This is a genomic window from Prauserella shujinwangii, from assembly GCF_003001955.1.
Taxonomy (GTDB): domain Bacteria; phylum Actinomycetota; class Actinomycetes; order Mycobacteriales; family Pseudonocardiaceae; genus Qaidamihabitans; species Qaidamihabitans shujinwangii.
On sequence record NZ_PVNH01000003.1, the window covers coordinates 378,309 to 401,947 of the forward strand.

Below are 23,639 nucleotides of genomic sequence, written 5' to 3' on the forward strand. Positions count from 1 at the left end.
AGCAGCGATGTCCGAACCGGACGCACTGGAAGCACTGGGCACAGTGGACGTTCTCGTGATCGGGGAGCCGCTCGTCGAGCTCTCCTCGACCCGGCCGATGCACAACGGGGCGCCCATGCGGCTCGGCTTCTCCGGCGACGCGCTCAACGCCGCCGCGGCCGCCGCGGCGGCGGGTGCCCGCACCGCACTGCTGGCCAGGGTGCCCGCCGACGAGCTCGGGGACGCGATGGTCGCGCACATCGCGGAGCTCGGCGTCGAGACCGGCGCGCTGCTCCGCGTCCCCGGGCAGCACGGCGTCTACCTCACGCACATCGACCCCACCGGAGGGCGCCAGTTCGCCTATGCCCGTTCGGGCAGCGCGACCTCGGCGCTGGCGCCGGAGGACCTGCCGGGCGGCCTCGTCGCCTCGGCCGGGGTGGTGGTGTCGAGCGGGGTGACGTGTGCGCTGTCGGCCGGTGCGGCGGCGGCCGTCGAACGGGCCGCCCGGCTCGCCCGATGCTTCGTGTACGACCCCAACTTCCGGCCCCGGCTGACCGGCGCGGACGCCGCCGCCGCGGTGCTGCGCAGGCTCGCCCCGCTGGCCCGGCTGGTCACCCCTTCGTGGCCGGGTGAGGCGCGGCAGCTGCTCGGGCTCGGCCCCGACTCGGTGCCGGGGGACGCGGTGGCCGCGGTGCTCGCGCTCGGTGCGGCAGCGGTGGCGGTGACCAGCGGCCCGGACGGGGTGCTGCTCGGCACCCCCGCCGGGGAGACCGAGATCCCGCCGGTGCCCCCGCCGCGGGTCGTCGACCAGACCGGTGCGGGGGACGTGCTCACCGGCACCATCGCGGCCCGGCTGGCGCTGGGGGACGACCTGCTCGACGCCGTCCGGCTCGGGGCGGGTGCCGCCGCGCTGTCCGTGCAGGGCAGGGGCGGCACCGGGTACCTGCCCACCCTGGCGGAGTCCCGCGCGGCCGCCTGCGCGCGCGGAGCGGTCCGGTGAGCGGCGACGTGGTGCTGCTCACGGCGGGTGACGACGTGGCCGTCGCCCTGCGCGAGCTGCCCGAGGGCGGCGCCGTCGAGGTCCCCGGGGGCCCGGGGATGGCCGCGCGCGAGCGCGTGCCGCCGGGCCACAAGATCGCGCTGCGGGACCTGCCGGAGGGCGCCGCCGTGCGCAAGTACGGACACGTCATCGGCGTGGCCACGCGCCCGGTGCGGGCGGGCGAGCACGTGCACACGCACAACCTCGGGATGCCGGCGCAGCACGGGGAACCAGAGTCCGGAATGGACGGTTCGGCACTCGTCCCGCCGGCGCGCACGACGTTCCAGGGCATCCGGCGGCCGGACGGCTCCGTGGGGACCCGGAACCACGTGGGCGTGCTGACCACGGTCAACTGCTCGGCCACCGTCGCCAGGCAGATCGTGCGGCGCACGGAGAACGACCTCGCCGACCCCGCGTCCGGCGTGGACGGCGTGCTGGCGCTCACCCACGGCACCGGCTGCGGCATGACCACCGACGGCGACGGCTGGCGGCTGCTGCGCCGCACGCTCGCCGGGTACGCGCGGCATCCCAACATCGGGGCGCTCGTCGTGGTCGGCCTCGGCTGCGAGGTGAACGCGGTGCGCTCGCTCGTCGCCGAGCTCGGTGTCGGCGAGCACGTGCCGGTCGAGTCGTACACGATCCAGGACGCGGGCGGCACGATGGACGCCATCGCCCACGGCGAGCGGCTGGTCCGGCGGCTGGCGGCCGGGCTGGCGGGCACCCGGCGGGAGGAGACCGGTGTCGAGCACCTGGTGCTCGGCCTGCAGTGCGGCGGCTCTGACGCGTGGTCCGGGCTGACCGCCAACCCGGCGCTCGGCGTCGCGAGCGACCTGCTCGTCGCGGCGGGCGGCACCAGCGTGCTCGGCGAGACGCCGGAGATCTACGGCGCCGAGCACCTGCTCACCCGGCGGGCGGCGCGACCCGAGGTGGCCGGCAGGCTGCGGGAGCGGATCGCCTGGTGGGAGCGCTACACGCGGGACAACGGCACGACGTTGGACGGCAACCCGTCACCCGGCAACAAGGAGGGCGGCATCACCACGATCCTGGAGAAGTCGCTCGGCGCCGTCGCGAAGGCGGGCACCGCACCGCTGGCGGGCGTCTGCGGCTACGCCGAACCCGTGCCGGGACCGGGTCTGGTGTTCATGGACACGCCGGGCTACGACCCGGTCTCGGTGACCGGCATGGTGGCTGGTGGCGCCAACCTGGTCTGCTTCACCACCGGCAGGGGCTCGGTGTTCGGCAGCAGGCCCGCGCCCACCGTGAAGGTCGCGACCAACGCGGCGACGGCGCGGCGGATGGCCGGGGACATGGACTTCGACTGCTCGCCCGCGATCGAGGCCGGGGTGCCGGTGGCCGAGCTGGGCGCGCGGTTGTACGAGCACCTGCTCGACGTGGCCTCCGGGCGGCGCAGCCTCAGCGAGGAACTCGGCCTCGGCGGCGAGGAGCTGGTGCCCTGGCAGCTGGGAGCGGTGCTGTGACGCGGCTGTCGCGGGCCGCGCTGCCCGGCGTGCCCGCGGCGTCGCGCACCGGGATCGTCCACCTGGGACTCGGTGCGTTCCACCGGGCACATCAGGCCGTGTACACCGAGGACGCGGGACCCGGCGAGTGGGGCATCTGCGGCGTCACCCAGCGGTCGGCGACGGTCGTGGATCAGCTGCGGCCGCAGGACGGGCTGTTCACCGTGCTGGAGCGGGGCCGGGACTCGGTGCGCTGCCGGGTGGTCGGCTCGTTGCGCGAGGTGCTGTTCGCCGGTGCCGAACCCGGACTGCTCAGTGCCCGGCTCGCCGACGAGCACGTGCGCGTGATCTCGCTGACCGTGACGGAGAAGGGCTACCGGCGCGCCGCCTCGGGTCGGCTCGATCTCGCCGACCCGCTCGTGCGGCAGGACCTCGCGGGCGGGACCGCCCCGGTGACCGCGGTGGGGCGGCTCGTGCGCGGGTTGCAGGCGCGGTGTGCCAGCAGCGGCGCGCCGGTGACCGTGCTCTGCTGCGACAACCTCACCGGCAACGGCGCGGCGTTGCGGGACCTCGTCGCCGACTTCTGCGCGGCCCTGCCCACCGCCGAGGGGGACCCGCTCGCCACGTGGATCGCCGGGCACGTCCGGTTTCCCGGCACGATGGTCGACCGGATCGTCCCCGCGACCACCGACGCGGACCGGGCGGAGGTCGCCGCGCGGCTCGGCGTGTCCGACGAGGCCGTGGTGGTGGCCGAGCCGTTCCGGCAGTGGGTGATCGAGGACGACTTCGCGGCGGACCGGCCCGCGTGGGAGACGGCGGGCGCGCTGCTCGTCACCGACGTGGCGCCGTACGAGGCGATGAAGCTGCGGCTGCTGAACGGCACGCACTCACTGCTCGCCTACCTCGGCGCGCTCGCCGGGCACGCCACGATCGCCGACGCCGTCGCCGATCCGGAGATCGCGCGTGCCGCGGAGGGGCTGCAGCACCGGGACGCGGTTCCGTCCCTCGCCGTCCCGTCCGGAGTGGACGCCGGGGCCTACTGCGCGGAGGTGCTCGGCCGGTTCGCCAACCCGGCACTGCGGCACCGCACGACCCAGGTCGCGATGGATGGTTCGCAGAAGTTGCCGCACCGGTTGCTCGGCACGATCCGGGATCGCCTCGCGGCGGGGGAGACCCCGTACTGGGCGGCCCGTGGCGTCGCGGCCTGGATGGTGTACGTGGCGGCAGGCCGGGACCGGTTCGGCAGGCCACTGCCGCTCGACGACCCGCTCGCCGGGCGGCTGCGGGCGGCGGCGGGGGATGCCCGGAACGCGGCGGGCGTGGTGCGCGGGCTGCTGGCGGTGCCGGAGGTGTTCGGCACCGACCTGCCCGAGCACCACGCCCTGTGCGCCCTGCTGGAGGAGCACACCGAGGAGCTGCTCGCCCTGGTGAGTGGGAAACGTTGTGAGAACGACGTTTCCCACTCACCAGGCGGCTAGCGGCCGAAGCGCAGGCTCTCCGGCGGGCCGAGGTAGCTGTGCGCCACCCCGCCGGTGTTCACGACGAGCTTCTGCACGACGACCGTCGGGTCGACCATCCAGAACTTCAACGTGTGCTTGCCCGGCTTGTCGATCACGTGCGTCGTGGTCGTCCGGTTCACGTTGTCCGACGTGTTCCGCTCCCACTGCTTGTTCATGCTCGTGTCGTCGGCACCGGTGGCCTCGGTGATGTTGACGACCTGCGGTGGCTGGTCGTCGATCGAGACCGCGTACTTCAGACCGTCCCTGCCGAACACGTCGTTTCGGGGTGAGAGGTAGGCCTCCACCTCGACGGGCCCGGTCGTGAACAGCGTCATCTCGTACTCCAGCCGGGGACCGTCACCACCGGGTTCCCTGCGCGGCGCGGTCACCGGGAAAGGCTCCATCCCCGAGCCGGTGCGGCCGATGTCCGGGATCCGCTTCCAGCGCACGCCGTCGGCGTTGACCACCCGCGTGGCGTGGTCGGCTTCCATCGAGACGTAGCCGCTCGCCTCGACGAAGCCACGCAGCCGGTGCCACGGCACGTCCGGGTTCTCCACCACGGCGTCCACGGTCACGCTGCTGCCACCGGGGCCGGAGACCGTGATCGGCACCGTGGTGGTGCCCTTCGGCGCGCGGGCCCAGTTGATCCGTACGGTCACGCGTTCCTCCTTCTCGACCCGGCCCCTGGCGTGGTCGACCACCACCCACGGCTTCGCCGACTCGATGCGGTACTCGAACGGGACGCTGCCCCGGTTGAACACCTCGATGTACTGCTGCGGCCGCTTCTGGAACGGGCTGAACTTCGGCAGCACGGCCCGCGAGTCCGCCTGCGGCCACCAGGCGCGGGACCCGTCGACGGCGACCCCCATCTCGGCGCGCTCGGGCACGTCGATCCGCTTCACCTCGGGGAACACCTTGTCGGGCAGCGCCACGTGGTCGGGCGTCTGCGGTTGCTGCCACGGCGCGTTGGGGCCGTACCGTTCGACGTCGCCGTAGCCGATCTTCGGCTGGGTCTGGAACCCGTGCCACTTCCCGTCGGCCAGCTCGTTGTTGTAGTAGTCCGACATCGCCTGGTCCTCGGCGAAACGTGCCGCGGTCTCGTCGGCGAGGTCGTTCGTGGCGGCCCTGCCCTGCTCGGCGTACAGCAGGTTCTTGAACTCGGCGAGCCGCAGCTCGTAGAGGTTCGCCGTGGCCTTCACCTGGTAGTAGACGAGCTGGTAGTAGGCGTCCTGCGCGTGCGCGGGCAACTTTCGCTTGATGTGCTCGGCGCGGGCGGCGAGGCGTTGCCACTCCGCCGTGACCCGTTCGATCTCGCGGTAGTTGACGAGGCTGAACGGCGTGTTCTTGTCGTCGTAGACCACCGCGCTCGGGTCGGTTGACAGATCCTTGCCGGGGTCGACGGTGATGCGCCGGTTCAGCAGCTCGGGCTTGCGCCGGGACTGCAGGTTCGCGTAGGTGTGCAGCACCTCGGCGATCTCCGCGGCGTGCTCCCCGCCGAAGTTCTGCGCCGCGTACTGCCGTTCCCACTCGTCGAGCCGTTCCACCGGCCACTGCTCCGGGTTCCAGGCGTAGTCGAGGAAGAACTGCAGCGGCAGTTCCTCGTTCTTCATGTCGCCGACGTTGACGACCCACAGCCGTTCGACGCCCGTGGTGTAGGCCTGGTTGAGCTGGTCCCAGATGTTCGGCAGCAGGTTGGTGTCGACCCACTTGTAGTTGCGGCCGCCGCCGACGTAGTCGTAGTGGTAGTAGAGCCCGTAACCACCGCTGCGCTCGGGCAGGTCCTTGCCGGGCAGCCTCCGCATGTTGCCCCAGTTGTCGTCACAGAACACGACGGTGACGTCGTCCGGTGGGCGAAGGCCCTTGTCCCAGTACCGCTGTACCTCCTTGTACAGCGTGAAGACCTGCGGGATCTTCGCGATGTCCGCACCGGCGACGTCGGCGAGGATCTCCCGCTCGCTGCGGATGATCTCGCGCATCAGGTCGATGCCGTCGCCGTCGGGAAGGGCGACGTCGCCGTTGCCCCGCATCCCGAGGGTCACCACGCCCTCGAAGTCCTGCTCCTCCATCCGCCGGATGCCGTCGGCCCAGTACTTCTTGATGGCCTCGGCGTTGCGGCGGAAGCTCCACTCGCCCGTGCCGCCATAGGGATCGTTCCCCGGCTCGACGATCTCACCGTTCTCGTCGCGTTTCGCCGGGGTGGCGTGCCGGTTCCACTCCTCGATCCCGCGCATCATCGGCGCCTCGTGCGAGGTGCCCATGACGATGCCGTACTCCTTCGCCGTCTGGTGGTTGAGCGGGTCGTCCTCGGCGAAGGCCCGGCCCCAGACCGCGGGCCACAGGTAGTTCGCCTTGAGCCGCAGCATGGTCTCGAAGACCTTGGCGTAGAACTTGTGGTTGAACCCGTTCGGATGGCCGGGGGCCTTGCCGGGGCCGAAGTAGTTCGGAGCCCACGTGCCCAGCGCGGGGTTCTCGTCGTTGATGAAGAAGCCGCGGTACTTGACGGCCGGGGTGCCCTGGCTGTGCCTGCCCGGCTTGACGTACAGCTGGTCGTGCTGTTGCGGCGGCACGTCGTCCCACCAGTACCAGGGGGAGACGCCGATCCGCTTGGACACGTCGTACGCGCCGAAGATCGTGCCGCGCTGGTCGCTGCCCGCGATGACGAACGCGCGGCCGACCCCCGGCATCGGGTTGCGCACCACCTGCTGCAGCGAGGTCTCCCACTTGCCCTCGACCCCGGTGACGTCGAGCTTTCCGCGCGCCACCAGGTCGTCGACGAGCGGGCTCTTGCCGAGGGTCCCGACGAGCACGATGTCCCGCCGCGCCGGTGGCTGGTCGTGCACCACCTCGGGGCGGGTGCCGGTGACCTTCTCGATGTCCGAGCTCAGGTCACCCGCCACGCGCTGGACGCCGGGATGGTCGCGTCCACTGACCACGATCGGCGCTGCCCTGCCCCTGGCCACCAGGGGAAAGTAGCCCGGCCGGGCGACGGTGGTCACGTAGTCGCCCGGCGCGGACCGGTCACCGGCCGCACTCGCCGGCGGGCTGGTCGTCGCCAGGGGAGCGACGACCACCACCGAGGCGAGGACGAGCAGCGACATCAGGAGCCGTAAGGGAGCCCACGTGAGTGATCTCTTCATTGAGCATTCTCCGTGATGGTCGAAAGATTTTCGGTCATTTCGGTGAAGCAAAGCCAAGTGTGGCTTGATATTCACGACGGTCAAGAGCCGACCGTGTCGAAAATCTTTCGACGCAGGGAGACAGTGTCCGTCCACTGAGGAACGCGCGGCAATGCCCGGCGGACGCAGTGAAGGCCACCTTCAGTGCGCTGGACGCACTGAAGGTGGCCTTCACTGCACGGGAGGGAAGCCGGTCAGGAGGTGTACATGGAGTTCAGCACGTCGCGGTACTTCTCCTCCACCGCCTTGCGCCGCAGCTTCAGGCTCGGCGTGAGGTCGCCCGCCTCCACGGTGAGCTCGTCGGGGAGCACGGTGAACTTCTTGATCGTCTCCCAGCGGTTGAGCCGCGCGTTGAGCTCGTCGACGTAGCCCTGGACCATCTCCCGCGCCTGGGGCGAGGTGACGATCTCGCGGTGCGAGCGGCCGCCGAGCCCGTGCTGCTCCGCCCAGCCCGCCATGGCCTCGCGGTCCAGCGTCACCAGCGCGGAGATGAAGTTGCGCTCCTCGCCGTGCACCACCAGCTCGGCCGCGTACGGGCACAGGGCCTTGAACTGGGCCTCGACCATCTGCGGCGCGACGTACTTGCCGCCGGAGGTCTTGATCAGGTCCTTCTTCCGGTCGGTGATCCGCACGAACCCGTCGGAGAACTCGCCGATGTCGCCGGTGTGGAACCAGCCGTCGTCGGTCAGCACCTCGGCGGTGAGGTCGGGGCGGTTGTGGTAGCCGCGCATCACGCCGGGCCCGCGCAGCAGGACCTCCCCGTCGTCCGCGATGCGCACCTCCGTGCCGGGGAGCGGCGGGCCGACCGTGCCGATGCGGTTGGCGTCCGGGCGGTTCACCGTGCTGCCGCCGCTGGTCTCGGTGAGCCCGTAGCCCTCGAGGATCCGCAGCCCGGCCGCGTCGAACCACTCGGCGATGTCACGGTTGAGGGCGGCGCTGCCGGAGACGAAGTACCGGATCCGGCCGCCGAAGCGCTGCCGCAGCTTGGTGAACACCAGCCGGTCGGCGAGCTGGTGGCGCAGCTTCAGCAGGCCACCGGGTTCCCGGCCGCGCTGGCGTTGCCGGGACACCTCGATCCCCACGCCGAACGCCCAGTCGAAGATCTTCGCCTTCGGCCCGCCCTCGTCATGCGCCATGGTGACCACGCGGGCGTGCACCTTCTCGAAGATCCGCGGTGCCGCGCCCATGAACGTGGGCCGGACGACGGCGAGGTTGTCCACGAGCTTGTCGACGCGGCCGTCCACAGCGGATGCGAAACCGATGGCGAACTGCGTCGCGAGCAGCACCTTGCCGAACACGTGCGCCAGCGGCAGCCACAGGTACTGCAGGTCGTCGATGTCCAGGATGCCCAGCGAGGCCACCGCCGCACCCTCGTACGTCCAGCACCCGTGGACGAGGCGGACACCCTTGGGCGTGCCGGTGGTGCCGGAGGTGTAGATCAGCGTCGCCAGGCTCTCGGCACCGAGCGCGGCGACGGCCCGCTCCACCGCGTCGGCCTGCTCGGTGAGGTGCCGTTCCCCGCGCCGTTCCAGGTCGGCGAGGGAGATCACCCAGTCGCCGTCGGCGGTGCCGTCGAAGGTCACGACCGTGCTCAGCTCCGGCAGTTCGTCGCGGACGGCCCTGACCTTCTCGATCTGGGTGTCGTCCTCCGCGAACAGCACCCTGGTCCCCGAGTCGGCGAGGATGAACCGGACGTCCTGGCCCCCGGTCGTCGGGTAGACCGTGGTGGTCGCTCCGCCCGCGCACAGGATGCCGAGGTCGGCGAGCACCCACTCGTACCGGGTCGCGGACGCGATGGCCACCCGGTCCTCGCGTTCGATGCCGAGGGAGAGCAGCCCCGCCGCGATGCGGTCCACCCGGTCGCCGACGGTCCGCCAGTTCACCGCCTCCCAGCCCTCGCCGACGGGGAAGCGGAACGCCTCGCGCTCCGGCGTGGCGCGCACCCGCTCCCGGAACAGGTGCGCCACCGAAGGGGCCGGGTCACCGATCGGGGCGGCACCGCGCGAAAGGTCGGGTCGGGTCATCGTGCTCCTCCTCGGGACGACGGCGGCACGCCGTGCACGTTAGGCCAGCACCACACCGATTTCCAGCGAACCGCACCAACCGTGACCGGGCATTGTCGCAGGTCGTCGCTCCGGGCGCGGCCGGGTCGCGGGGTACGGGTAGGGTCGGTACCCGTATGAGCGCAGTCAGTGAGTCCCCGCCGCGGGGAGTGGCCGTGGAGTCGGCGCGTCGCCGGACGTTCGCGGTGATCAGCCATCCCGACGCCGGCAAGTCGACGTTGACTGAGGCGCTGGCGCTGCACGCGCGGGTGATCTCCGAGGCGGGTGCCGTGCACGGCAAGGCCGGCAGGCAGGGGGTGGTGTCGGACTGGCTGGAGATGGAGCGCGCGCGGGGCATCTCGATCACCTCGGCGGCGTTGCAGTTCTCCTACCGGGACACCGTGATCAACCTGCTGGACACCCCGGGGCACGCGGACTTCTCGGAGGACACCTACCGCGTGCTGGCGGCGGTGGACTCGGCCGTGATGCTGCTGGACGCGGCCAAGGGGCTGGAGCCGCAGACACTGAAGCTGTTCGAGGTGTGCCGCTACCGCGGGATCCCGGTGATCACGTTCGTCAACAAGTGGGACCGGCCGGGCCGGGACGCCCTGGCGTTGTGCGACGAGCTGGTGGACCGAATCGGGTTGCGGCCGATGCCGCTGACCTGGCCGGTGGGCGTGGCCGGGCACTTCCGCGGCGTGCTCGACGTGGCCGACGGTTCGTTCGTGCGGTACGAGCGCACGGCGGGCGGCGCGACCGTGGCGCCGGAGGAGCGGCTGAGCGCCGAGCGGGCGGAGGCCGAGGAGGGCGAGGACTGGCAGCGGGCCCGCGAGGAGGCCGAGTTGCTGGCCGCGGACGGGGGCGAGTTCGACCCGGCCGCGTTCGCCGCCGGAACGGGCACGCCGGTGCTGTTCGGCGCGGCGGTGCTGAACTTCGGCGTGCGGCACCTGCTGGACGTGCTGCTGGAGCTGGCGCCCCGGCCCGAACCCCGGGTGGACGTCGAGGGCCGGGCCCGCCCGCTGGACGCGCCGTTCTCCGCGTTCGTGTTCAAGGTGCAGACCGGCATGGACCGGGCGCACCGGGATCAGGTGGCGTTCGCGCGGGTGTGTTCGGGGCTGTTCGAGCGGGGCATGGTGGTCACCAACGCCACCACCGGGCGGCCGTTCGCCACGAAGTACGCCCAGCAGGTGTTCGGGCAGCAGCGCTCCACGGTGGAGCAGGCCTACCCGGGCGACGTGATCGGGCTGGTCAACGCCTCGGCGCTGCGGGTGGGCGACACGCTCTACGCGGACAAGCCGCCGGTGCGGTTTCCCGGCCTGCCCAGCTTCGCGCCCGCGCACTTCGCCACGGCCCGGCCCGTGGACCTCAGCCGCGCCAAGCAGTTCCGGCGCGGGGTGGAACAGCTGGAGTCCGAGGGCGTGGTGCAGGTGCTGCGCTCGGACCTGCGCGGCGACGCGGTGCCGGTGTTCGCCGCGGTGGGGCCGATGCAGTTCGACGTGGCCGCGCACCGGCTCGAGCACGAGTTCGGCTGCACGGTCCGGCTGGACCGGCTGCCGTACCACACGGTGCGCAAGCTGGGTGACCCCGCGCAGCGGCCACTGATCGACGCCGGGCACCGCAGCGAGGTCCTCACCCGGACCGACGGCACCGAGCTGGCGTTGTTCGACGACGACATGGCGCTGCGCATCCTGCAGCGCCGCCATCCCGACCTCGTTCTCGAACCGCTCCTCGCGGAAGGCGGGTGAGCACGGCCACCACGCATGACATCTGCCCACGATTCCGGCGTGCTGCGCTCGCTCACCCGTCAGCGGTGAAGCGGTCCCGTTGCCGGGGCACGATGTCGAACTTGCCGCACAGCCGGTCGCACACGCGGTCGATCGCCTCTTCCGGGTCGGCGGCGATCCCGCGGGCGCGGATCAGCCGGGAGCCGATCGTGAGGAACGCGTCGGCCAGCAACGCCGTCGGCATGGCCGGGTGACCGTTCCGGACGAGCCGCACTTCCAGCCGGTCCGCCCAGCTCAGGCTGGTTCCCGCGTGCGCGCGCAGCCGCTCCAGCGCGGGACCGAGGGAGGACACGTCGACGCCCGGTCCGGGCTGGACGTCGACGGTCGGCGACTCGACGTGCGGGGGCAGTGGGATCGTCACCTCCTGAGCTTGCCAACAGGACCTCGCCGGCGGCAGGGGCCAAAGTCCCGGTTACCCGGGACCCACGGCGCGGAACCATCACGGTGTGCCCAGCGGCTTCCGGCGCACGGATCCCGGAGTGACCGTCAGGTCCGGGTCTCCCGCAACCGGCTGGCGCGGGGCGGAGCCGCGGGCAGCAGGCGGGTCGCATACCAGTCCGCGGCCAGCCTGGCCACCCGGCCCAGCGCGCCGGCCTCCTCGAACAGGTGCGTCGCGCCGGGCACCACCGCGAGCCGGTTCTCGCAGCGCAGCGCCGCCCGCGCCCGCCGGTTGAGGTCGAGGACGGCCGGGTCGAGACCGCCCGCGATCAGCAGCGTGGGCGCCTCGACCGAGGGCAGCCGGGCCGCGGCGAGATCCGGACGCCCGCCACGGCTGACGATCGCCGACACACCGGCTCCCGGTTCCGCGGCGGCCCACAGCGCCGCCGCCGCGCCGGTGCTCGCGCCGAAGTAGCCGACCGGAAGACCCGCGCACACCGGCTGGTCCCGCAGCCACGCCGTCGCGGACCGCAGACGCTCCGCGAGCAGCGCGACGTCGAACACCGCCCGCCGGTCGTGCTCCTCCCGGTGGCCGAGCAGGTCGAACAGCAGCGTGCCGAACCCGGCCTCGTTGAGGGCCCGCCCGACGAACCGGTTGCGCGGGCTGTGCCTGCCGCTGCCGCTGCCGTGGGCGAAGACCACCACACCCGCCGCCCGCTCGGGAACGGTCAGCTGTCCGGAGAGCGGCACCATGCCCACGAGGAACTCCACGGCCACGTCGCGCAGCGGCGGAACGCCGGACTCGGCGTCGGCCGCGCCGCCGCCTCGCGGCGCCCGTCCGGCGCGGGCGAGCAGGTCCAGCACCTCCGCGTCGCCGACCTGGGTGAACCGGTCGTACCACTGGCCGACCGCGCGGAACCACTGCGGGATCTCCAGGCACACCACGCGGTCGGCCTCCCGCCGCAGGTCCCGCACCGCCACGGGCGAGCCGACCGGGACGGCGAGGACGACCCGCCGCGCGCCGTGCGCGCGGACGACCCGGCACGCCGCCCGCGCCGTCGACCCGGTCGCGACCCCGTCGTCCACCACCACGACCGTGCGCCCGGTCAGCGGTACGCGGGGACGCGCGGCCCGCAGCCCGCGTACCTGGCGGTCCAGGCTCGCCGACTCCCGCCGCCGTGCCTCGGCGAACTCCCGCTCACCCACCCCGCACAGGCGGACGACCTCGTCGTCGCGGACGAAGACGCCGCCCTCGCCGACCGCGCCCATCGCCAGCTCCGGCTGGAACGGCACGCCCAGCTTGCGGACGCCGACCACGTCCAGCGGCGCGCGCAGCGCCGTGGCCACCTCGTACGCCACCGGAACACCGCCCCTCGGCAGGCCGAGCACCACGGTGTCCGTGCCGCGCAGGTGCTCCAGTGACGCGGCCAGCGCCCTCCCGGCCTCCGTGCGATCGCGGAACGCCATGAGCGACCTCCTCCACCCGGCGGTTCCCACGGTGACAGCGGCGCGCCCCCGGCCATAGAGGCGTTGGTCCCGCCGCCGGTCTTGTACGGGATTTGTGCGGAGCTGCCCGACGCTGGCCCCGGCACGACCCACCGACGTGAAGGGATCGACGCATGAGAGTCCGTTCAGTGGTCACGGCCTGCCTGGCCGTGGTGCTGGGAATCGCGGCCGGTGTGGTCGCCGCGACCGGCACCGCGGCGGCCGCCGGGCCGCGCCCGGCGTTCCAGCTGCCGTTCCCGTGCGGGCAGACGTGGCACGGGAACTCCAGCAACAGCAGCGCCCACCGCTCGTACGAGATCGACTTCAACCGCGGGGACGACCTGGGCGACCCCGTGCTGGCCGCCGCGGCGGGGAAGGTCGTCATCTCCTCCCACCAGGGTTCGGTGAACGGCTACGGCAACCTGGTCAAGATCGATCACGGCGACGGCTGGTACACCTACTACGCCCACCTGCGGGTGCGGTCGGTCACCGTGGGGCAGCGGGTGGCCGGGGGCCAGAAGATCGGCGAGGTCGGCAACACCAGCTCTCCCGGCAACAACATCAGCCCGCACCTGCACTACGAGGTGCGCACGGACGGTTCCTACCCGGGCAACATCCAGCCCGCCTACTTCGACGGCGAGCGGTTCCCGTACCCGGACGCCAACATCACCTCGCGCAACGCCTGCGACGGGACCACCAACCCGTACGGCCCGACCGACGTGTGCGGCGACGGCTACGGCGTCATCGACTCGGCCTCGCTCGGCACCGCCGCGACCGTGTACCTCCTGTACGACGGGTCCACCGGTCGCAACTGCGTGGCCACGATCAAGAACTCCGGCGTCGGCACCGAGAGCGCGCTCTCGGCGTACCTGGAGGTGGAGGGGGCCAGCCGTGTGACCGACAGCGGCCAGTACGCCTACTACGCGGGTCCGGTCCGCGCCGAGGCGGCGAGCACCTGCGTGCGGTGGGGCGGCTCGGCGGGCTCGGCGTCCTACGACAGCCCGCTGGAGCACTGTGGGTAGCCGGGTGCGGGGCAGGCCGGGGCGGTACCGTGCGGCGGCGGTGGCGGTGCTCGCCGCGGCCGCGGCGGCCGCGGGTCCCCCGGGTGCCACCGCCGCGACCAGCGTTTCCGCCGAGCCGGCCACCACCGCGGCGGTGGCGAACACGGTCGTGTTCCGCGAACGGTCGGAGGGCTACGACTGCTTCCGCATCCCGGCCGTGCTGAAAGCCGCCAACGGTGACCTCCTCGCGTTCGCCGAGGGACGCAACGGCGGCGACCGGTTCTGCGCCGACGCCGGGGACATCGATCTCGTGCTGAAGCGCTCGACCGACGGCGGGCGGACCTGGAGCGCTCCCCGGGTCGTCATCGAGGGGCACGGCGACACCAAGGGCAACCCGACGCCCATCCTGGTTCCGGAGACCGGGCGGATCGTGCTGCTGTCCACCATGGAGTGCGTCCGCGACGCCGACTGCGGTCGCGTGCCCCGCGTCCAGCACAGCGACGACCACGGCCGGAGCTGGACGGCGCCGCGCGTGCTGACCGGGGAGCTCGGTTTCGACCGGGCGCCGGGCTGGCTCGCCACCGGCCCCGCCCACGGGATCGCGCTCCGGCGCGGCCCGCACGCGGGGCGGCTCGTCGCCGGGGTGAACTACTCGATCGGCGGCAGGCACACCGGTGCGCTGATCTACAGCGACGACCAGGGCCGGACGTGGCACCGGGGCGCGACCGACACCAGCTCGACCTCCGCGATCCTGCCCCAGGAGCTCAACCTCGTGGAACTGGTGGACGGCCGGATCCTCGCCACGGCCCGCAACCAGGCCAACAACGACGACAAGTGCCTCGCCGGCGGGACGCGCAACCGCCTGCGGGCCGTCAGCGCCGACGGCGGGGAGAGCTTCTCCCAGCGGTTCACCTACGAGACAGACCTGGTCACACCGACCGTGCAGGCGTCCGTGCAGCGGATGAGCGGCACCGACCAGGGTGACGAGTACAACCGGCTGCTGTTCGCGGGACCGTCCACGTGCGACCGGCGCAAGGAGCTGGTGGTGCGTTCGTCGTTCGACGAGGGCGGCAACTGGACTCCGAAGTCCCAGGGTGTCCTGGTGTGGGGCCAGGACGCCGCCTACAGTGACCTGGTCTCGCTGGGCGCCACGTCGGTCGGCGTGCTGTACGAGGCGGGTCCCGCGGGCAACGCCAACGAGACGATCCGGTGGTCCCGCGTCACCGAGGCCGACCTCGGCGCCCCCGTGTGCGGCAGCGGGTACCGCGAGATCGACTCGGCGTCACTGGGCCCGGCGGGCACCGTCTTCCTGTCGTACAACCCGGCCAACGGCCGGAACTGCGTGGCCACCATGAAGGCGAGCGATGTGGGCACGCCGACGCCGACGTCGGCGTTCCTCGAGGTCGACGGTGGCAGCAGGAGCACCGACTCGGGCGACTTCTCGTACTTCGCCGGGCCGGTGCGGGCCGAGGCGGCGGCCACGTGCGTCCGGTGGGGAGGTGCGATCGGCGAGCGGAGCTACACCAGCCCCTTCGAGCACTGTGGCTAGCGCTGCGGCCGCGCCGGGTACGCCCGGCGCGGCCGCACGGCGATGAGTTCTCCGCGCCCGGCGAGTCTGTCCCACCGAGATCGACGACCCGGGAGGAACGCGTGGCCCAGCTGCTGAGAGTCCAGAACTTCAACGTCTCGAGCGACGGGATCGGTGCCGGTGCTGACCAGAGCCTCGAACGGCCGTTCGGCCACGTCGCGCCCGAACGGCTGTTCGCCTGGGCCGGGGCGACGGCGAGCTGGCCCAACCGCACCGATCCCGGGGGCACCCGGGGCCTCGACGACTACTTCACCCGGGACTTCGCGTGCAACATCGGTGCCGAGATCATGGGCCGCAACAAGTTCGGGCCCCAGCGCGGCCCGTGGCGGGACCACGGGTGGCGCGGCTGGTGGGGTGACGAGCCCCCGTTCCACACGCCGGTCTTCGTCCTGACCCACCACCAGCGCCCGTCGTTCACGCTGTCGGACACCACGTTCCACTTCGTGGACGGCGACCCGGCCACGGTCCTCGCGCAGGCGCGAGCGGCGGCGCGGGGCAAGGACGTCCGGCTCGGCGGCGGGGTCACCACCATCCGGCAGTTCCTCGACGCCGACCTCGTCGACACCCTGCACGTGGCGGTGTCGCCGGTGGAGCTCGGGTCCGGGCTGCGCCTGTGGGACTCGCCCGAGGAGCTGCTCGACCGGTTCCACCTGGAGGTCGTGCCCAGCCCGAGCGGTGTGACGCACCACCTGTTCTGGCGCAGGTGAGCTCCGCCGCGGACCCGGCAGGCGCGGGGTCGCCCGGCACGGTCAGGACGGCCGTGCCGGGCGATCCGCGGAGGGTTTCCTAGCACCGGGGCACGACCGGCTCGTCGGAGCCGGTCAGCAGGTAGGTGTCGGAGACGTAGTGGCCGGGGCCGATCCGGTTCCAGATGTCGCTGGTGCCGAACCGCCCGGTGACCGTCTCGCCCCGGACGTAGCACTCGAGCGTGACCTTGGCGTGGTTGGCGGCGAAGCCCCGGACGGCGGCGCTCGTCGAACCGCTCGCGCGGACCGTCAGCGGGTCCCCCGCCGTCGTGACCTCGCCGGTCCTGCCCGTGCCCGTCCACAGGTAGGTCACGTTCACCCAGCCGTTGTCGGACATGTTCAGGCCGTCCCAGAACGTCCCGTCCGCCAGGTCGATGCCCGCCGGGTTGGCGACCCTGCGGCCGAACTGGTCCCGCCCTCCGTTGTAGCCGTCCTGGTAGGCGGCCTGTGCCTCGGGCTTGCCCTGGGGCAGGTCCTTCCACATCTGCCGTTCCGCCGCGGGGTTCCAGTAGTCGTCCTTGGTGTTCCACGGGCCCACGTCCCACACCGGCGCGTACTCGCACCTGCTGTTGTCGGTGCGGCACACCCGGACGGTGTAGGCGCCGGAGTTCTTGGGAGCCAGCGACTTGCCGGAGGGCAGCGCGACGAAATGGTCCCGGCTCTTGATGACGTGGCCGTTCGCGGTGGTGCCGCCGACCAGGCCCTCGCGGGTCGCGAAGACGCGGTAGGTGCGCTCCCCGGCGAGTGCGGTGGCCTGCTCTCCCCCCACCCGGTCCGCGACGAGCTCGACCCGCCGCACGGAGGGCGTTGCCCCCGTGTCGTCGCTGAACAGCCCGACCCGCACCTGCACGGTGGTCACGGGACGGTCCAGCAGCGCGGGTTGCCCGGTCGCGGGCACCCACTCGGACCACCGGTCCGGCCCGAGCAGCCCGCGCACGTCGACGTGCACGGACGTGCCCTCCGGCACGGTGGCCGCCGTGCGGGCGCGCACGCGGTTCACCGGGTGCTCCAGCCGCCGCTCCGCCGACACCAGGTAGCCCTCGGCGCCGGGCCGGGCGGACGTCGTCGCCGCATCCGGGTCGGCAAGGGTGAGCGCCTTCCCGTACCGGACGTTCGAATCGTCACCGTCCACAGCCGACAGTGGTGCGGTCCAGCTCACCGGTTCACCGCTGGCTTGCGGCTCCGCGGCCGGTGCCGCGGCCGCGCCGAGGGCGAGCGGGACGGACAGCGCCGCGGCGAGGCCGAGCGTCAGTCTCCGGCGCGGACCGGTCGTCGTTCTTCTGGCCATGGCCAGCTCCTTCGCAATCGGGGTCGGATCGCGCGGCGAGTCTCGGCGAGGCCGGTACACGATCCGTACAACGCCGCAGGCCGGGCCGGTTTGTACGGATCGTGTACGCCGGACCGGCAGGCTGCGGCGCATGACGAGAGGAGCGAACCGGCGGCCCGCCGGACGAGCACTGGTGCTGATCGCGGTCGTGGCGAGCGCGCTGGCGGTCGCGGTGCCGCCCGCGGCCGCGGCGGTGTCCGGGACGGTGCGCACGGCGGGTGATCCGCTGACCGTGCGCCGGGCCGCGAGCACGAGCGCCGCCGCGATCGGCACCGTGGCCAACGGCACGACGGTGTCCATCGACTGCCAGACCACGGGCACCCCCGTCTCCGGCACCTACGGCACGACGACGCTGTGGGACTACGTGCCGTCCCTCGGCGGCTACGTGTCCGACGCGTACATGTACACCGGCTCGGACGGGCAGGTGGCCCCCGACTGCGGGGTCGGGACCGGCAGCGCCCAGTGCTCGACGGGACAGTGCGCGGGCGAGGCGCGGTTCCGTTCGTCGGACGCGCACTTCGTGGTCTACGACCGCGTGCCGGACGGCAAGTCCGGCGTGGCCGCGTACTGGACGGCGGGTGGCGCCGGTCCGTTCTACGCGTGGAACTCCGGTGGCAGCGGGACGAGCGCCGAGCACGCCGTGCCCGGGCTCGAGCCGGGGGACTGGATCTTCTACAAGGTCTGCGTCGCCGACCGGGCCGCCGACCCGGACCTGCGGGCCTGCAGCGCCGGGCTCACCGACTACGTGGCGTGAAGGGAGCTGTCATGGGCCAGGTGAACCGGAGGGTGGTACTGCTCGGCGGCGCTGCCGCGGCGGCGGGCGCGCTGTCGCCGCCGTCGTGGGCGGGCACCCGGACGGCGAACGCGGCGCCCCCGATCCGCGACCCGTTCCAGCTCGGGGTGGCGTCGGGCGATCCGTTGCCGGACAGCGTCGTGCTGTGGACCCGGCTCGCGCAGGCACCGCTGAACCCGGACGGTTTCGGCGGCATGCCCGACGCGACCTACGACGTCGAGTGGGAGCTGGCCGACGACGAGACGTTCGGCTCGGTGGTGCGCAGGGGCACGGTCGCCACCTCGCGCGCCCAGGGGCACAGCGTGCACGTCGAGCCGGCCGGCCTCGACCCGGCGCGGGAGTACTTCTACCGGTTCCGCACGCAGGGCCACGTGTCGCCGGTGGGGCGTACCCGCACGGCGCCCGCGGCCGGCGCCGCCGTGAACCGGCTGACGTACTGCTTCGCGTCCTGCCAGCACTGGGAGGAGGGGTGGTACCACGCGCACCGGGGCATCGCCGCCGACGATCCCGACCTCGTGCTCTTCCTCGGCGACTACATCTACGAGAAGCCTTCGGGGCGGGGACCCGAGCTGCGGGTGCGCGGGCTGGCGGTGCCGGACGAGACCACCACGCTCGCGCTCTACCGCGCCCGGCACGCGCAGCACAAGACCGACGCCGACCTGCAGCGCGCGCACGCCGCCGCGCCGTGGCTGGTGGTGTTCGACGACCACGAGGTGGTGAACAACTGGAACGCCACCACCAGCCCCGCCACGACCGCGCGCAAGGCCGCCGCGTTCCAGGCGTTCTACGAGAACATGCCGGTGCGGTCCACGGTCAAGCCCAGCGGCGCGAGCATCCGGCTGTACCGCCGGTTCGGCTGGGGCGGCCTCGCGCGGTTCCACCTGCTCGACACACGGCAGTTCCGCAGCGCGCAGGTGGGTGACTGCGCCGGGATGCGCGACCCGGCCCGCACGATCACCGGGAGCGCGCAGGAGCGGTGGCTGCTCGACGCGTTCGGCTCGCACCCGGCGACCTGGGACTTCCTTGGCCAGCAGGTGTTCTTCGCGCAGCGGGACAACGACGGGTCGAGCGCCACCTGCGGCTACTCGGACGCGTGGAACGGTTACGAGGCCTCCCGCGACCGCATCACGCGCGGCTGGGTCGAGCGGGGCGTGCCCAACCCGGTGGTGCTCACCGGCGACGTCCACCGGCACTGGGCCGCCGACCTGCGCCAGGACTACTTCGACCACAGCGATCCGATCGTGGGCAGCGAGCTGGTCACGACGTCGGTGACGAGCACCAGCGCGGGCGCCTCGCCGCCGAGCCCGGAGTGGTACGCCAACAACCCGCACATCAAGTACTGCCAGGGGGAACGCGGCTACGTGCGCGTGACCGCGACACCCGCGCAGCTGCGGGCGGACTTCCGGGTCGTGTCCGACGCGCTGGAGCGGGATCCGGCGAAGGTGACGATCGGCACGGACGTCAGCTTCCTGCTCGATGCGGGCACGCGGGGGCTGCGGCGCGCCTGACCGTTCGTCACCCGTTCGGGCGGGTGCTGGTCCGTCCCGGTGGCATCCCGGTGACGCTCTTGCAAATGACGATCATGACCGAGTAGCACTGGAAGTGCCAGTACGTCCGGTCACCGAACGCCAGGAGGCAGCTCCATGTCCTTGAACGTGCCTACCGACCTGCTCGAGCTCGCCGAGCGGGGCGACGTCGACGACGCCCGTTTCGTCGAGTGTGTCCGGGAGTCGCTGCCCTACGCCTGGCAGGTGGTCAGCGGCGTGGTCGCCGACCTGGAGACCGGCCGGGCGGGGTTCGCCGACGACGCCACGCCGCCGCCGAGCGAGTCCGAGCGCGGGCAGTTGCTGCGCGCGCTCGCGTCCGACGCCATCCGGGGCGGCCTCGAACGGCACTTCGGCGTGAAGCTGGCCTTCCAGAACTGCCACCGCGTCGCCGCGTTCCGGCCATCCGCTGTGGACAGTGACGACTACCGCGCGTTCATCTCGCCGCGCGGCCAGCTGCTCAACCAGAGTCCCGAGCTGCGGGACTGCTAGGCGTCGCGGAGCAGCGGCAGGACCTCCGTGCCGAGCCGGTCGATGTTGGCCAGCGTGCGCTCGCGGGTCCCGCCGCCCTCCACCAGCATGACCACGTGCTCGATGCCGGTGCGGTCGATGCTCTCGCGCAGCCGCCCGGCGCAGTCCGCCGGACTGCCGACGGGGTGCAGCGAGCACAGCAGGTCGGTGTAGGCGACGGGATCGCGCGGGGTGTACGGCCTGCCGTCGACGGGCACGTAGCCGCGCAGCCCGTCGGCCAGCCAGCCCGGCATGGCCGCCCTGAGCTGGTGCTCCGCGTGGCGGCGGTCCTCGCCGACCTGAGCGAGGACCGCCGCCACGTGCGGCACGCCCCGGGGGTCGCGGCCGGCCTCGGTGGCGGCCCGCGCGTAGTGCTCGACGAGCCCGGCCTTCTCGTCGTCCCCGGCGTGCATACCGAGCAGCATCGGCAGGCCGCGCGCGGCGGCCTGCTCGACCGTCGCGCGCGAGGTGCACGCGACCGTGACCGGCGGCTGGCCGTCCGCCGGCCGGGGCACCATCGGCACCTCGCGGAACGCGAAGTGCTCGCCGTCCGCGGAGACGTGGTCTCGGCGCAGGCAGTCGAGCAGCAGGTCCAGGCTCTCGGCGAACCCGTGTTCGTAGCGCGGGAGGCCGGTGCCGAACACCTCGAGGTCCACCCACGGACCACCCCGCCCGACCCCGAGCCGGAACCGGCCACCCGAGATCCGGTCCAGCAGCGCCGCCTGCTCGGCGAGTGCCACGGGGTGCACTGTGGACAGCACGCTGACCGCGGTGCCCAGCGTGATCCGGCTGGTGCGGCCGAGCGCGTGCGCCGCGAACGTGATCGCGGAGGGGCAGACGCCGTACGACATGAAGTGGTGCTCGGCGATCCACGCGTCGTCGAACCCGGCTTCCTCGGCCCGCACCACGGCGTCGAGCGAACGCGTCAGCGCCTGTTCGTCGTCCTGTCCGGGGAACCGACCGGCGAGCACGAAGATCCCGAATCGCACGCGGGTACGGTAGTGCCCGCGCCCGGCTCGTGAGTGAGGAACGTTGTTCTTACCACTGTTTTCACTCACGAGTGGACGTGGCTTGGCGCGCCGTACGTCGCCGGACGTATCCGCCGAAGCCGCTTGCCGCCGGATGTGCCGGGGCCGCCACGCGACCACGATGGACCCCGTCGCGAAACCGTTGTGGCGGAAGGACTCGTCCGATGAGCCAGATGTTCCGCATGTCCGTCTCCGCCAGGCGGGCCGTCCTGGTGGCGCACGTCGTCTCGTCGGTGGGCTGGCTCGGGTTGACGATCGGCAACCTCACGCTCGCGATCACCGGGCTGACCACCGCCGATCCCGGCACGCAGCGTGCCGTGTTCGTGGCGATGGACGTCGTGGGCGGCACCCTGCTCATCCCGGTCAGCCTCACCGCGTTCGGCACCGGACTGGCCCTGTCCCTGGGCACGCGGTGGGGCCTGCTGCGGCACCGCTGGGTGCTGGCCAAGTTCGTGCTCACCCTCGTCGCGGTCGTGCTGACGCCGCTGTCGCTGCTGCCGGGCGTGCGCGCCGCCGCGGAGGCGGTGTCCGCCGCCCCCGCGGGCACGCTCGTGGACCTGGGTGGAACCGGGTCCGACCTGCTGGCGGCGGGATGCGTGTCGTCGTCGATGTACCTGGCCTGCGTGGTGCTGTCGATCACCAAGCCCTGGGGCAGGACCCGGTGGGGCAGGCGGGCGCTCGCGGACCGGCCGCGACCGGTCACAGCCGGTCGAGGAACGCGGCGAGCAGCGGGATGATCTCGGGTGCCTTCTCCTCCAGCGCGAAGTGCCCGGTGTCGAACACGTGCACCTCGGCCGAGGGCACGTCGCGCCGGTAGGCGTGGGCGCCGGGTTCCGGGAAGAACGGGTCGTTGCGGCCCCACACGACGAGCGTCGGTGGCCGGTGCTCCCGCAGCCACTCCTGCCACCGCGGGTACAGCGCGACGTTGGTGTGGTAGTCGAAGGCCAGGTCCAGCTGTGGCCGTTCGCGCCCGGGCAGGTCGAGGAAGTGCTGGTCGAGCGTCCAGCCGTCGGGGGCGATGAGCTCGACATCCCCCGCGCCGCCCTCGTACTGCCCCCGGGTGGCGGGCAGCGTCAGCAGTCCCCGCACGGTGTCCTCGGCACCCGGCGTCCCGGGCCGCAGGGCGATGAACTCGCGCGCCTGCCGCGACAGTCCCTCGGCGTAGGCGTTGCCGTTCTGCACCACGAGACCGGTGACGCGGTCCGGCCGCCGGGTGGCGAGCCGGAAGCCCACCGGAGCACCGAAGTCGAACACGTACAGCGCGAACCGGGTCAGGCCGAGCGCGGCGACGAAGCCCTCGACGACGTCGGCGAGGTGGTCGAAGGTGTACGCGAACGAACCGCCCGTGCTCGCCGGGCGCGGGACGTCGCTGTGCCCGAAGCCGGGGTAGTCGGGGGCGATGAGGCGGTAGCGGCCGCCGAGCGTGTCCAGCACGCGGCGGAACTGGTGGGACGACGAGGGAAACCCGTGCAGAAGCAGCAGCACCGGAGCGCCCTCGGGAGCCACCGTGTCGCGGTAGAAGATCCGGACCCCGCCGACGTCGACGGAACGGTGGAGCGTGCGGGACAGCGCGGGAACCGACATGTTCACATGCCTCCTGTGGTTGATGAAGCATTAGTCTTGCCGCGCCGTGGCTAATGCGTCAAGTGGATGAGTTAGCATTAGCCGGTGACCATGCCCGCGCCGCTCACCGGGGAGCCGCTCGCCCTCGACCTCGTCAACACGCGCCCGCTGACGCCCGACGGCCCCATCGACCTGCTGGCGGACGTCGCCGGGCTGCGGCAGTGGCTGGCGCTGGAGGCGGAACGGCTGCCCGGCATGCGCGCGGGGGCGGCGGAACTCGCCGCCGCCCGGGAGGTGCGGGAGCACGCGGCGGCCGCCCTCGCGGCGGCCCGGCACGGGAGGCGCCCGCCCGCCACGGCGCTGCGCGGGCTCAACGGCGCGCTGCGCACGGCGCCCGCGCACGGGGAGCTGGAGTGGAACGGCGGGACCGTGACCGTCACCGCGCGCCGGACCGGACCGCGCGCGGACCGCCTGCGCGCTCTGCTCGCCGAGGCGGTCGCCGACCTGCTCACCGATCCCGCCGTGACCACGGTCCGGGAGTGCGCGGCCGGCGACTGCGCGATGCTGTTCCTGCCCGCGCACCCGAGGCGGCGCTGGTGCTCGGCCGCCCGCTGCGGCAACCGGGCGCGCGTGGCGCGGTACTACCGGCGGCACCGGTGACGGCACGCGACCACCAGGACCCGATAGGGTGACGGCGAAG

The 23,639-nt window shown here is 72.8% G+C and carries 19 protein-coding genes; 12 read left to right on the forward strand and 7 right to left on the reverse strand.

Annotation, left to right across the window (positions count from 1 at the left end; translation table 11 throughout):
- Positions 1-7 precede the first annotated feature (7 nt).
- The 3 genes from B0I33_RS08500 to B0I33_RS08510 are packed head-to-tail and all read left to right on the forward strand — an operon-like array spanning position 8 to position 3,953.
- Entirely contained in the window at positions 8-979 is a 972-nt protein-coding gene (locus tag B0I33_RS08500; RefSeq protein WP_106178006.1) for a PfkB family carbohydrate kinase, read from the forward strand.
- Entirely contained in the window at positions 976-2,496 is a 1,521-nt protein-coding gene (locus B0I33_RS08505; RefSeq protein ID WP_106178007.1) for a UxaA family hydrolase, read from the forward strand. Before B0I33_RS08500 ends, B0I33_RS08505 begins: the two co-directional genes overlap by 4 nt.
- Positions 2,493-3,953: a mannitol dehydrogenase family protein gene (locus B0I33_RS08510; RefSeq protein WP_219927156.1), complete on the forward strand. Its 1,461-nt coding sequence runs from the start codon at positions 2,493-2,495 to the stop codon at positions 3,951-3,953. The genes B0I33_RS08505 and B0I33_RS08510 overlap by 4 nt, the downstream gene beginning before the upstream one ends.
- Here B0I33_RS08510 and B0I33_RS08515 read toward each other — a convergent pair.
- The gene (locus B0I33_RS08515; protein WP_106178008.1) at positions 3,950-7,111 is read right to left on the reverse strand and encodes a glycosyl hydrolase 115 family protein; all 3,162 of its coding nucleotides are present in this window, start codon (positions 7,109-7,111) and stop codon (positions 3,950-3,952) included. The genes B0I33_RS08510 and B0I33_RS08515 overlap by 4 nt on opposite strands.
- A 233-nt stretch (positions 7,112-7,344) precedes the next feature.
- The gene (locus tag B0I33_RS08520; RefSeq protein WP_106178009.1) at positions 7,345-9,174 is read right to left on the reverse strand and encodes an AMP-dependent synthetase/ligase; all 1,830 of its coding nucleotides are present in this window, start codon (positions 9,172-9,174) and stop codon (positions 7,345-7,347) included.
- A gap of 155 nt (positions 9,175-9,329) precedes the next feature.
- Here B0I33_RS08520 and B0I33_RS08525 point away from each other — a divergent pair, with 155 nt between their 5' ends.
- A complete protein-coding gene (locus tag B0I33_RS08525) occupies positions 9,330-10,937 on the forward strand; it encodes a peptide chain release factor 3 (RefSeq protein ID WP_106178010.1) in 1,608 nt (535 codons plus the stop codon).
- Positions 10,938-10,989: 52 nt separating this feature from the next.
- On the opposite strand, the gene B0I33_RS08530 is transcribed toward B0I33_RS08525, so the two are convergent.
- Entirely contained in the window at positions 10,990-11,337 is a 348-nt protein-coding gene (locus B0I33_RS08530) for a hypothetical protein (protein WP_106178011.1), read from the reverse strand.
- A 125-nt stretch (positions 11,338-11,462) separates the two neighbouring features.
- Entirely contained in the window at positions 11,463-12,821 is a 1,359-nt protein-coding gene (locus tag B0I33_RS08535; RefSeq protein ID WP_106178012.1) for a phosphoribosyltransferase family protein, read from the reverse strand.
- A 152-nt stretch (positions 12,822-12,973) separates the two neighbouring features.
- On the opposite strand from B0I33_RS08535, the gene B0I33_RS08540 reads away from it, so the two are divergent.
- From B0I33_RS08540 to B0I33_RS08550, 3 genes are all read left to right on the forward strand, one after another.
- Positions 12,974-13,861: a M23 family metallopeptidase gene (locus B0I33_RS08540; RefSeq protein ID WP_181193222.1), complete on the forward strand. Its 888-nt coding sequence runs from the start codon at positions 12,974-12,976 to the stop codon at positions 13,859-13,861.
- Positions 13,854-15,389 (forward strand): sialidase family protein, encoded by a 1,536-nt coding sequence (locus B0I33_RS08545; protein ID WP_245900503.1) that lies wholly within the window; start codon positions 13,854-13,856, stop codon positions 15,387-15,389. Before B0I33_RS08540 ends, B0I33_RS08545 begins: the two co-directional genes overlap by 8 nt.
- Before the next feature lie 101 nt (positions 15,390-15,490).
- Positions 15,491-16,135 (forward strand): dihydrofolate reductase family protein, encoded by a 645-nt coding sequence (locus B0I33_RS08550; RefSeq protein WP_106178014.1) that lies wholly within the window; start codon positions 15,491-15,493, stop codon positions 16,133-16,135.
- A 79-nt stretch (positions 16,136-16,214) separates the two neighbouring features.
- Here B0I33_RS08550 and B0I33_RS08555 read toward each other — a convergent pair whose 3' ends face one another.
- On the reverse strand, positions 16,215-17,462 hold the full coding sequence (locus B0I33_RS08555; RefSeq protein ID WP_106178015.1) for a hypothetical protein: 1,248 nt from the start codon (positions 17,460-17,462) through the stop codon (positions 16,215-16,217).
- Between the two features lie 130 nt (positions 17,463-17,592).
- Between B0I33_RS08555 and B0I33_RS08560 the strand changes: the two genes are divergently transcribed.
- From B0I33_RS08560 to B0I33_RS08570, 3 genes are all read left to right on the forward strand, one after another.
- Positions 17,593-18,255 carry a hypothetical protein gene (locus tag B0I33_RS08560; RefSeq protein ID WP_181193223.1) on the forward strand — a complete coding sequence of 221 codons (663 nt, stop codon included), beginning with the start codon at positions 17,593-17,595 and terminating at the stop codon, positions 18,253-18,255.
- An 11-nt stretch (positions 18,256-18,266) separates the two neighbouring features.
- Positions 18,267-19,802, forward strand: coding sequence for an alkaline phosphatase D family protein (locus tag B0I33_RS08565; protein WP_106178016.1), 1,536 nt, complete (start codon positions 18,267-18,269; stop codon positions 19,800-19,802).
- A 135-nt stretch (positions 19,803-19,937) separates the two neighbouring features.
- Positions 19,938-20,330, forward strand: coding sequence for an SCO5389 family protein (locus B0I33_RS08570; RefSeq protein ID WP_106178017.1), 393 nt, complete (start codon positions 19,938-19,940; stop codon positions 20,328-20,330).
- Here the strand turns inward: B0I33_RS08570 and B0I33_RS08575 are convergent.
- The gene (locus B0I33_RS08575; RefSeq protein WP_106178018.1) at positions 20,327-21,337 is read right to left on the reverse strand and encodes an LLM class flavin-dependent oxidoreductase; all 1,011 of its coding nucleotides are present in this window, start codon (positions 21,335-21,337) and stop codon (positions 20,327-20,329) included. The genes B0I33_RS08570 and B0I33_RS08575 overlap by 4 nt on opposite strands.
- A gap of 203 nt (positions 21,338-21,540) precedes the next feature.
- On the opposite strand from B0I33_RS08575, the gene B0I33_RS08580 reads away from it, so the two are divergent.
- Complete coding sequence (locus B0I33_RS08580; RefSeq protein ID WP_245900504.1) at positions 21,541-22,113, forward strand: hypothetical protein; 573 nt, start codon at positions 21,541-21,543, stop codon at positions 22,111-22,113.
- Here B0I33_RS08580 and B0I33_RS08585 read toward each other — a convergent pair.
- Positions 22,076-22,960 (reverse strand): alpha/beta fold hydrolase, encoded by an 885-nt coding sequence (locus tag B0I33_RS08585; protein WP_106178019.1) that lies wholly within the window; start codon positions 22,958-22,960, stop codon positions 22,076-22,078. The genes B0I33_RS08580 and B0I33_RS08585 overlap by 38 nt on opposite strands.
- 90 nt (positions 22,961-23,050) lie before the next feature.
- On the opposite strand from B0I33_RS08585, the gene B0I33_RS08590 reads away from it, so the two are divergent.
- Entirely contained in the window at positions 23,051-23,599 is a 549-nt protein-coding gene (locus tag B0I33_RS08590; RefSeq protein WP_106178272.1) for a CGNR zinc finger domain-containing protein, read from the forward strand.
- The last annotated feature ends 40 nt before the right edge of the window (positions 23,600-23,639 follow it).

Bases quoted from the DNA above. Each gene is read 5' to 3' on its own strand.
- B0I33_RS08500 (WP_106178006.1), top strand. From the start codon at position 8: ATGTCCGAACCGGACGCACTGGAAGCACTGGGCACAGTGGACGTTCTC.
- B0I33_RS08515 (WP_106178008.1), bottom strand. From the start codon at position 7,111: ATGAAGAGATCACTCACGTGGGCTCCCTTACGGCTCCTGATGTCGCTG.
- B0I33_RS08520 (WP_106178009.1), bottom strand. From the start codon at position 9,174: ATGACCCGACCCGACCTTTCGCGCGGTGCCGCCCCGATCGGTGACCCG.
- B0I33_RS08525 (WP_106178010.1), top strand. From the start codon at position 9,330: ATGAGCGCAGTCAGTGAGTCCCCGCCGCGGGGAGTGGCCGTGGAGTCG.
- B0I33_RS08535 (WP_106178012.1), bottom strand. From the start codon at position 12,821: ATGGCGTTCCGCGATCGCACGGAGGCCGGGAGGGCGCTGGCCGCGTCA.
- B0I33_RS08540 (WP_181193222.1), top strand. From the start codon at position 12,974: ATGAGAGTCCGTTCAGTGGTCACGGCCTGCCTGGCCGTGGTGCTGGGA.
- B0I33_RS08555 (WP_106178015.1), bottom strand. From the start codon at position 17,462: ATGGCCAGAAGAACGACGACCGGTCCGCGCCGGAGACTGACGCTCGGC.
- B0I33_RS08560 (WP_181193223.1), top strand. From the start codon at position 17,593: ATGACGAGAGGAGCGAACCGGCGGCCCGCCGGACGAGCACTGGTGCTG.
- B0I33_RS08565 (WP_106178016.1), top strand. From the start codon at position 18,267: ATGGGCCAGGTGAACCGGAGGGTGGTACTGCTCGGCGGCGCTGCCGCG.
- B0I33_RS08570 (WP_106178017.1), top strand. From the start codon at position 19,938: ATGTCCTTGAACGTGCCTACCGACCTGCTCGAGCTCGCCGAGCGGGGC.
- B0I33_RS08580 (WP_245900504.1), top strand. From the start codon at position 21,541: ATGAGCCAGATGTTCCGCATGTCCGTCTCCGCCAGGCGGGCCGTCCTG.
- B0I33_RS08585 (WP_106178019.1), bottom strand. From the start codon at position 22,960: ATGTCGGTTCCCGCGCTGTCCCGCACGCTCCACCGTTCCGTCGACGTC.
- B0I33_RS08590 (WP_106178272.1), top strand. From the start codon at position 23,051: ATGCCCGCGCCGCTCACCGGGGAGCCGCTCGCCCTCGACCTCGTCAAC.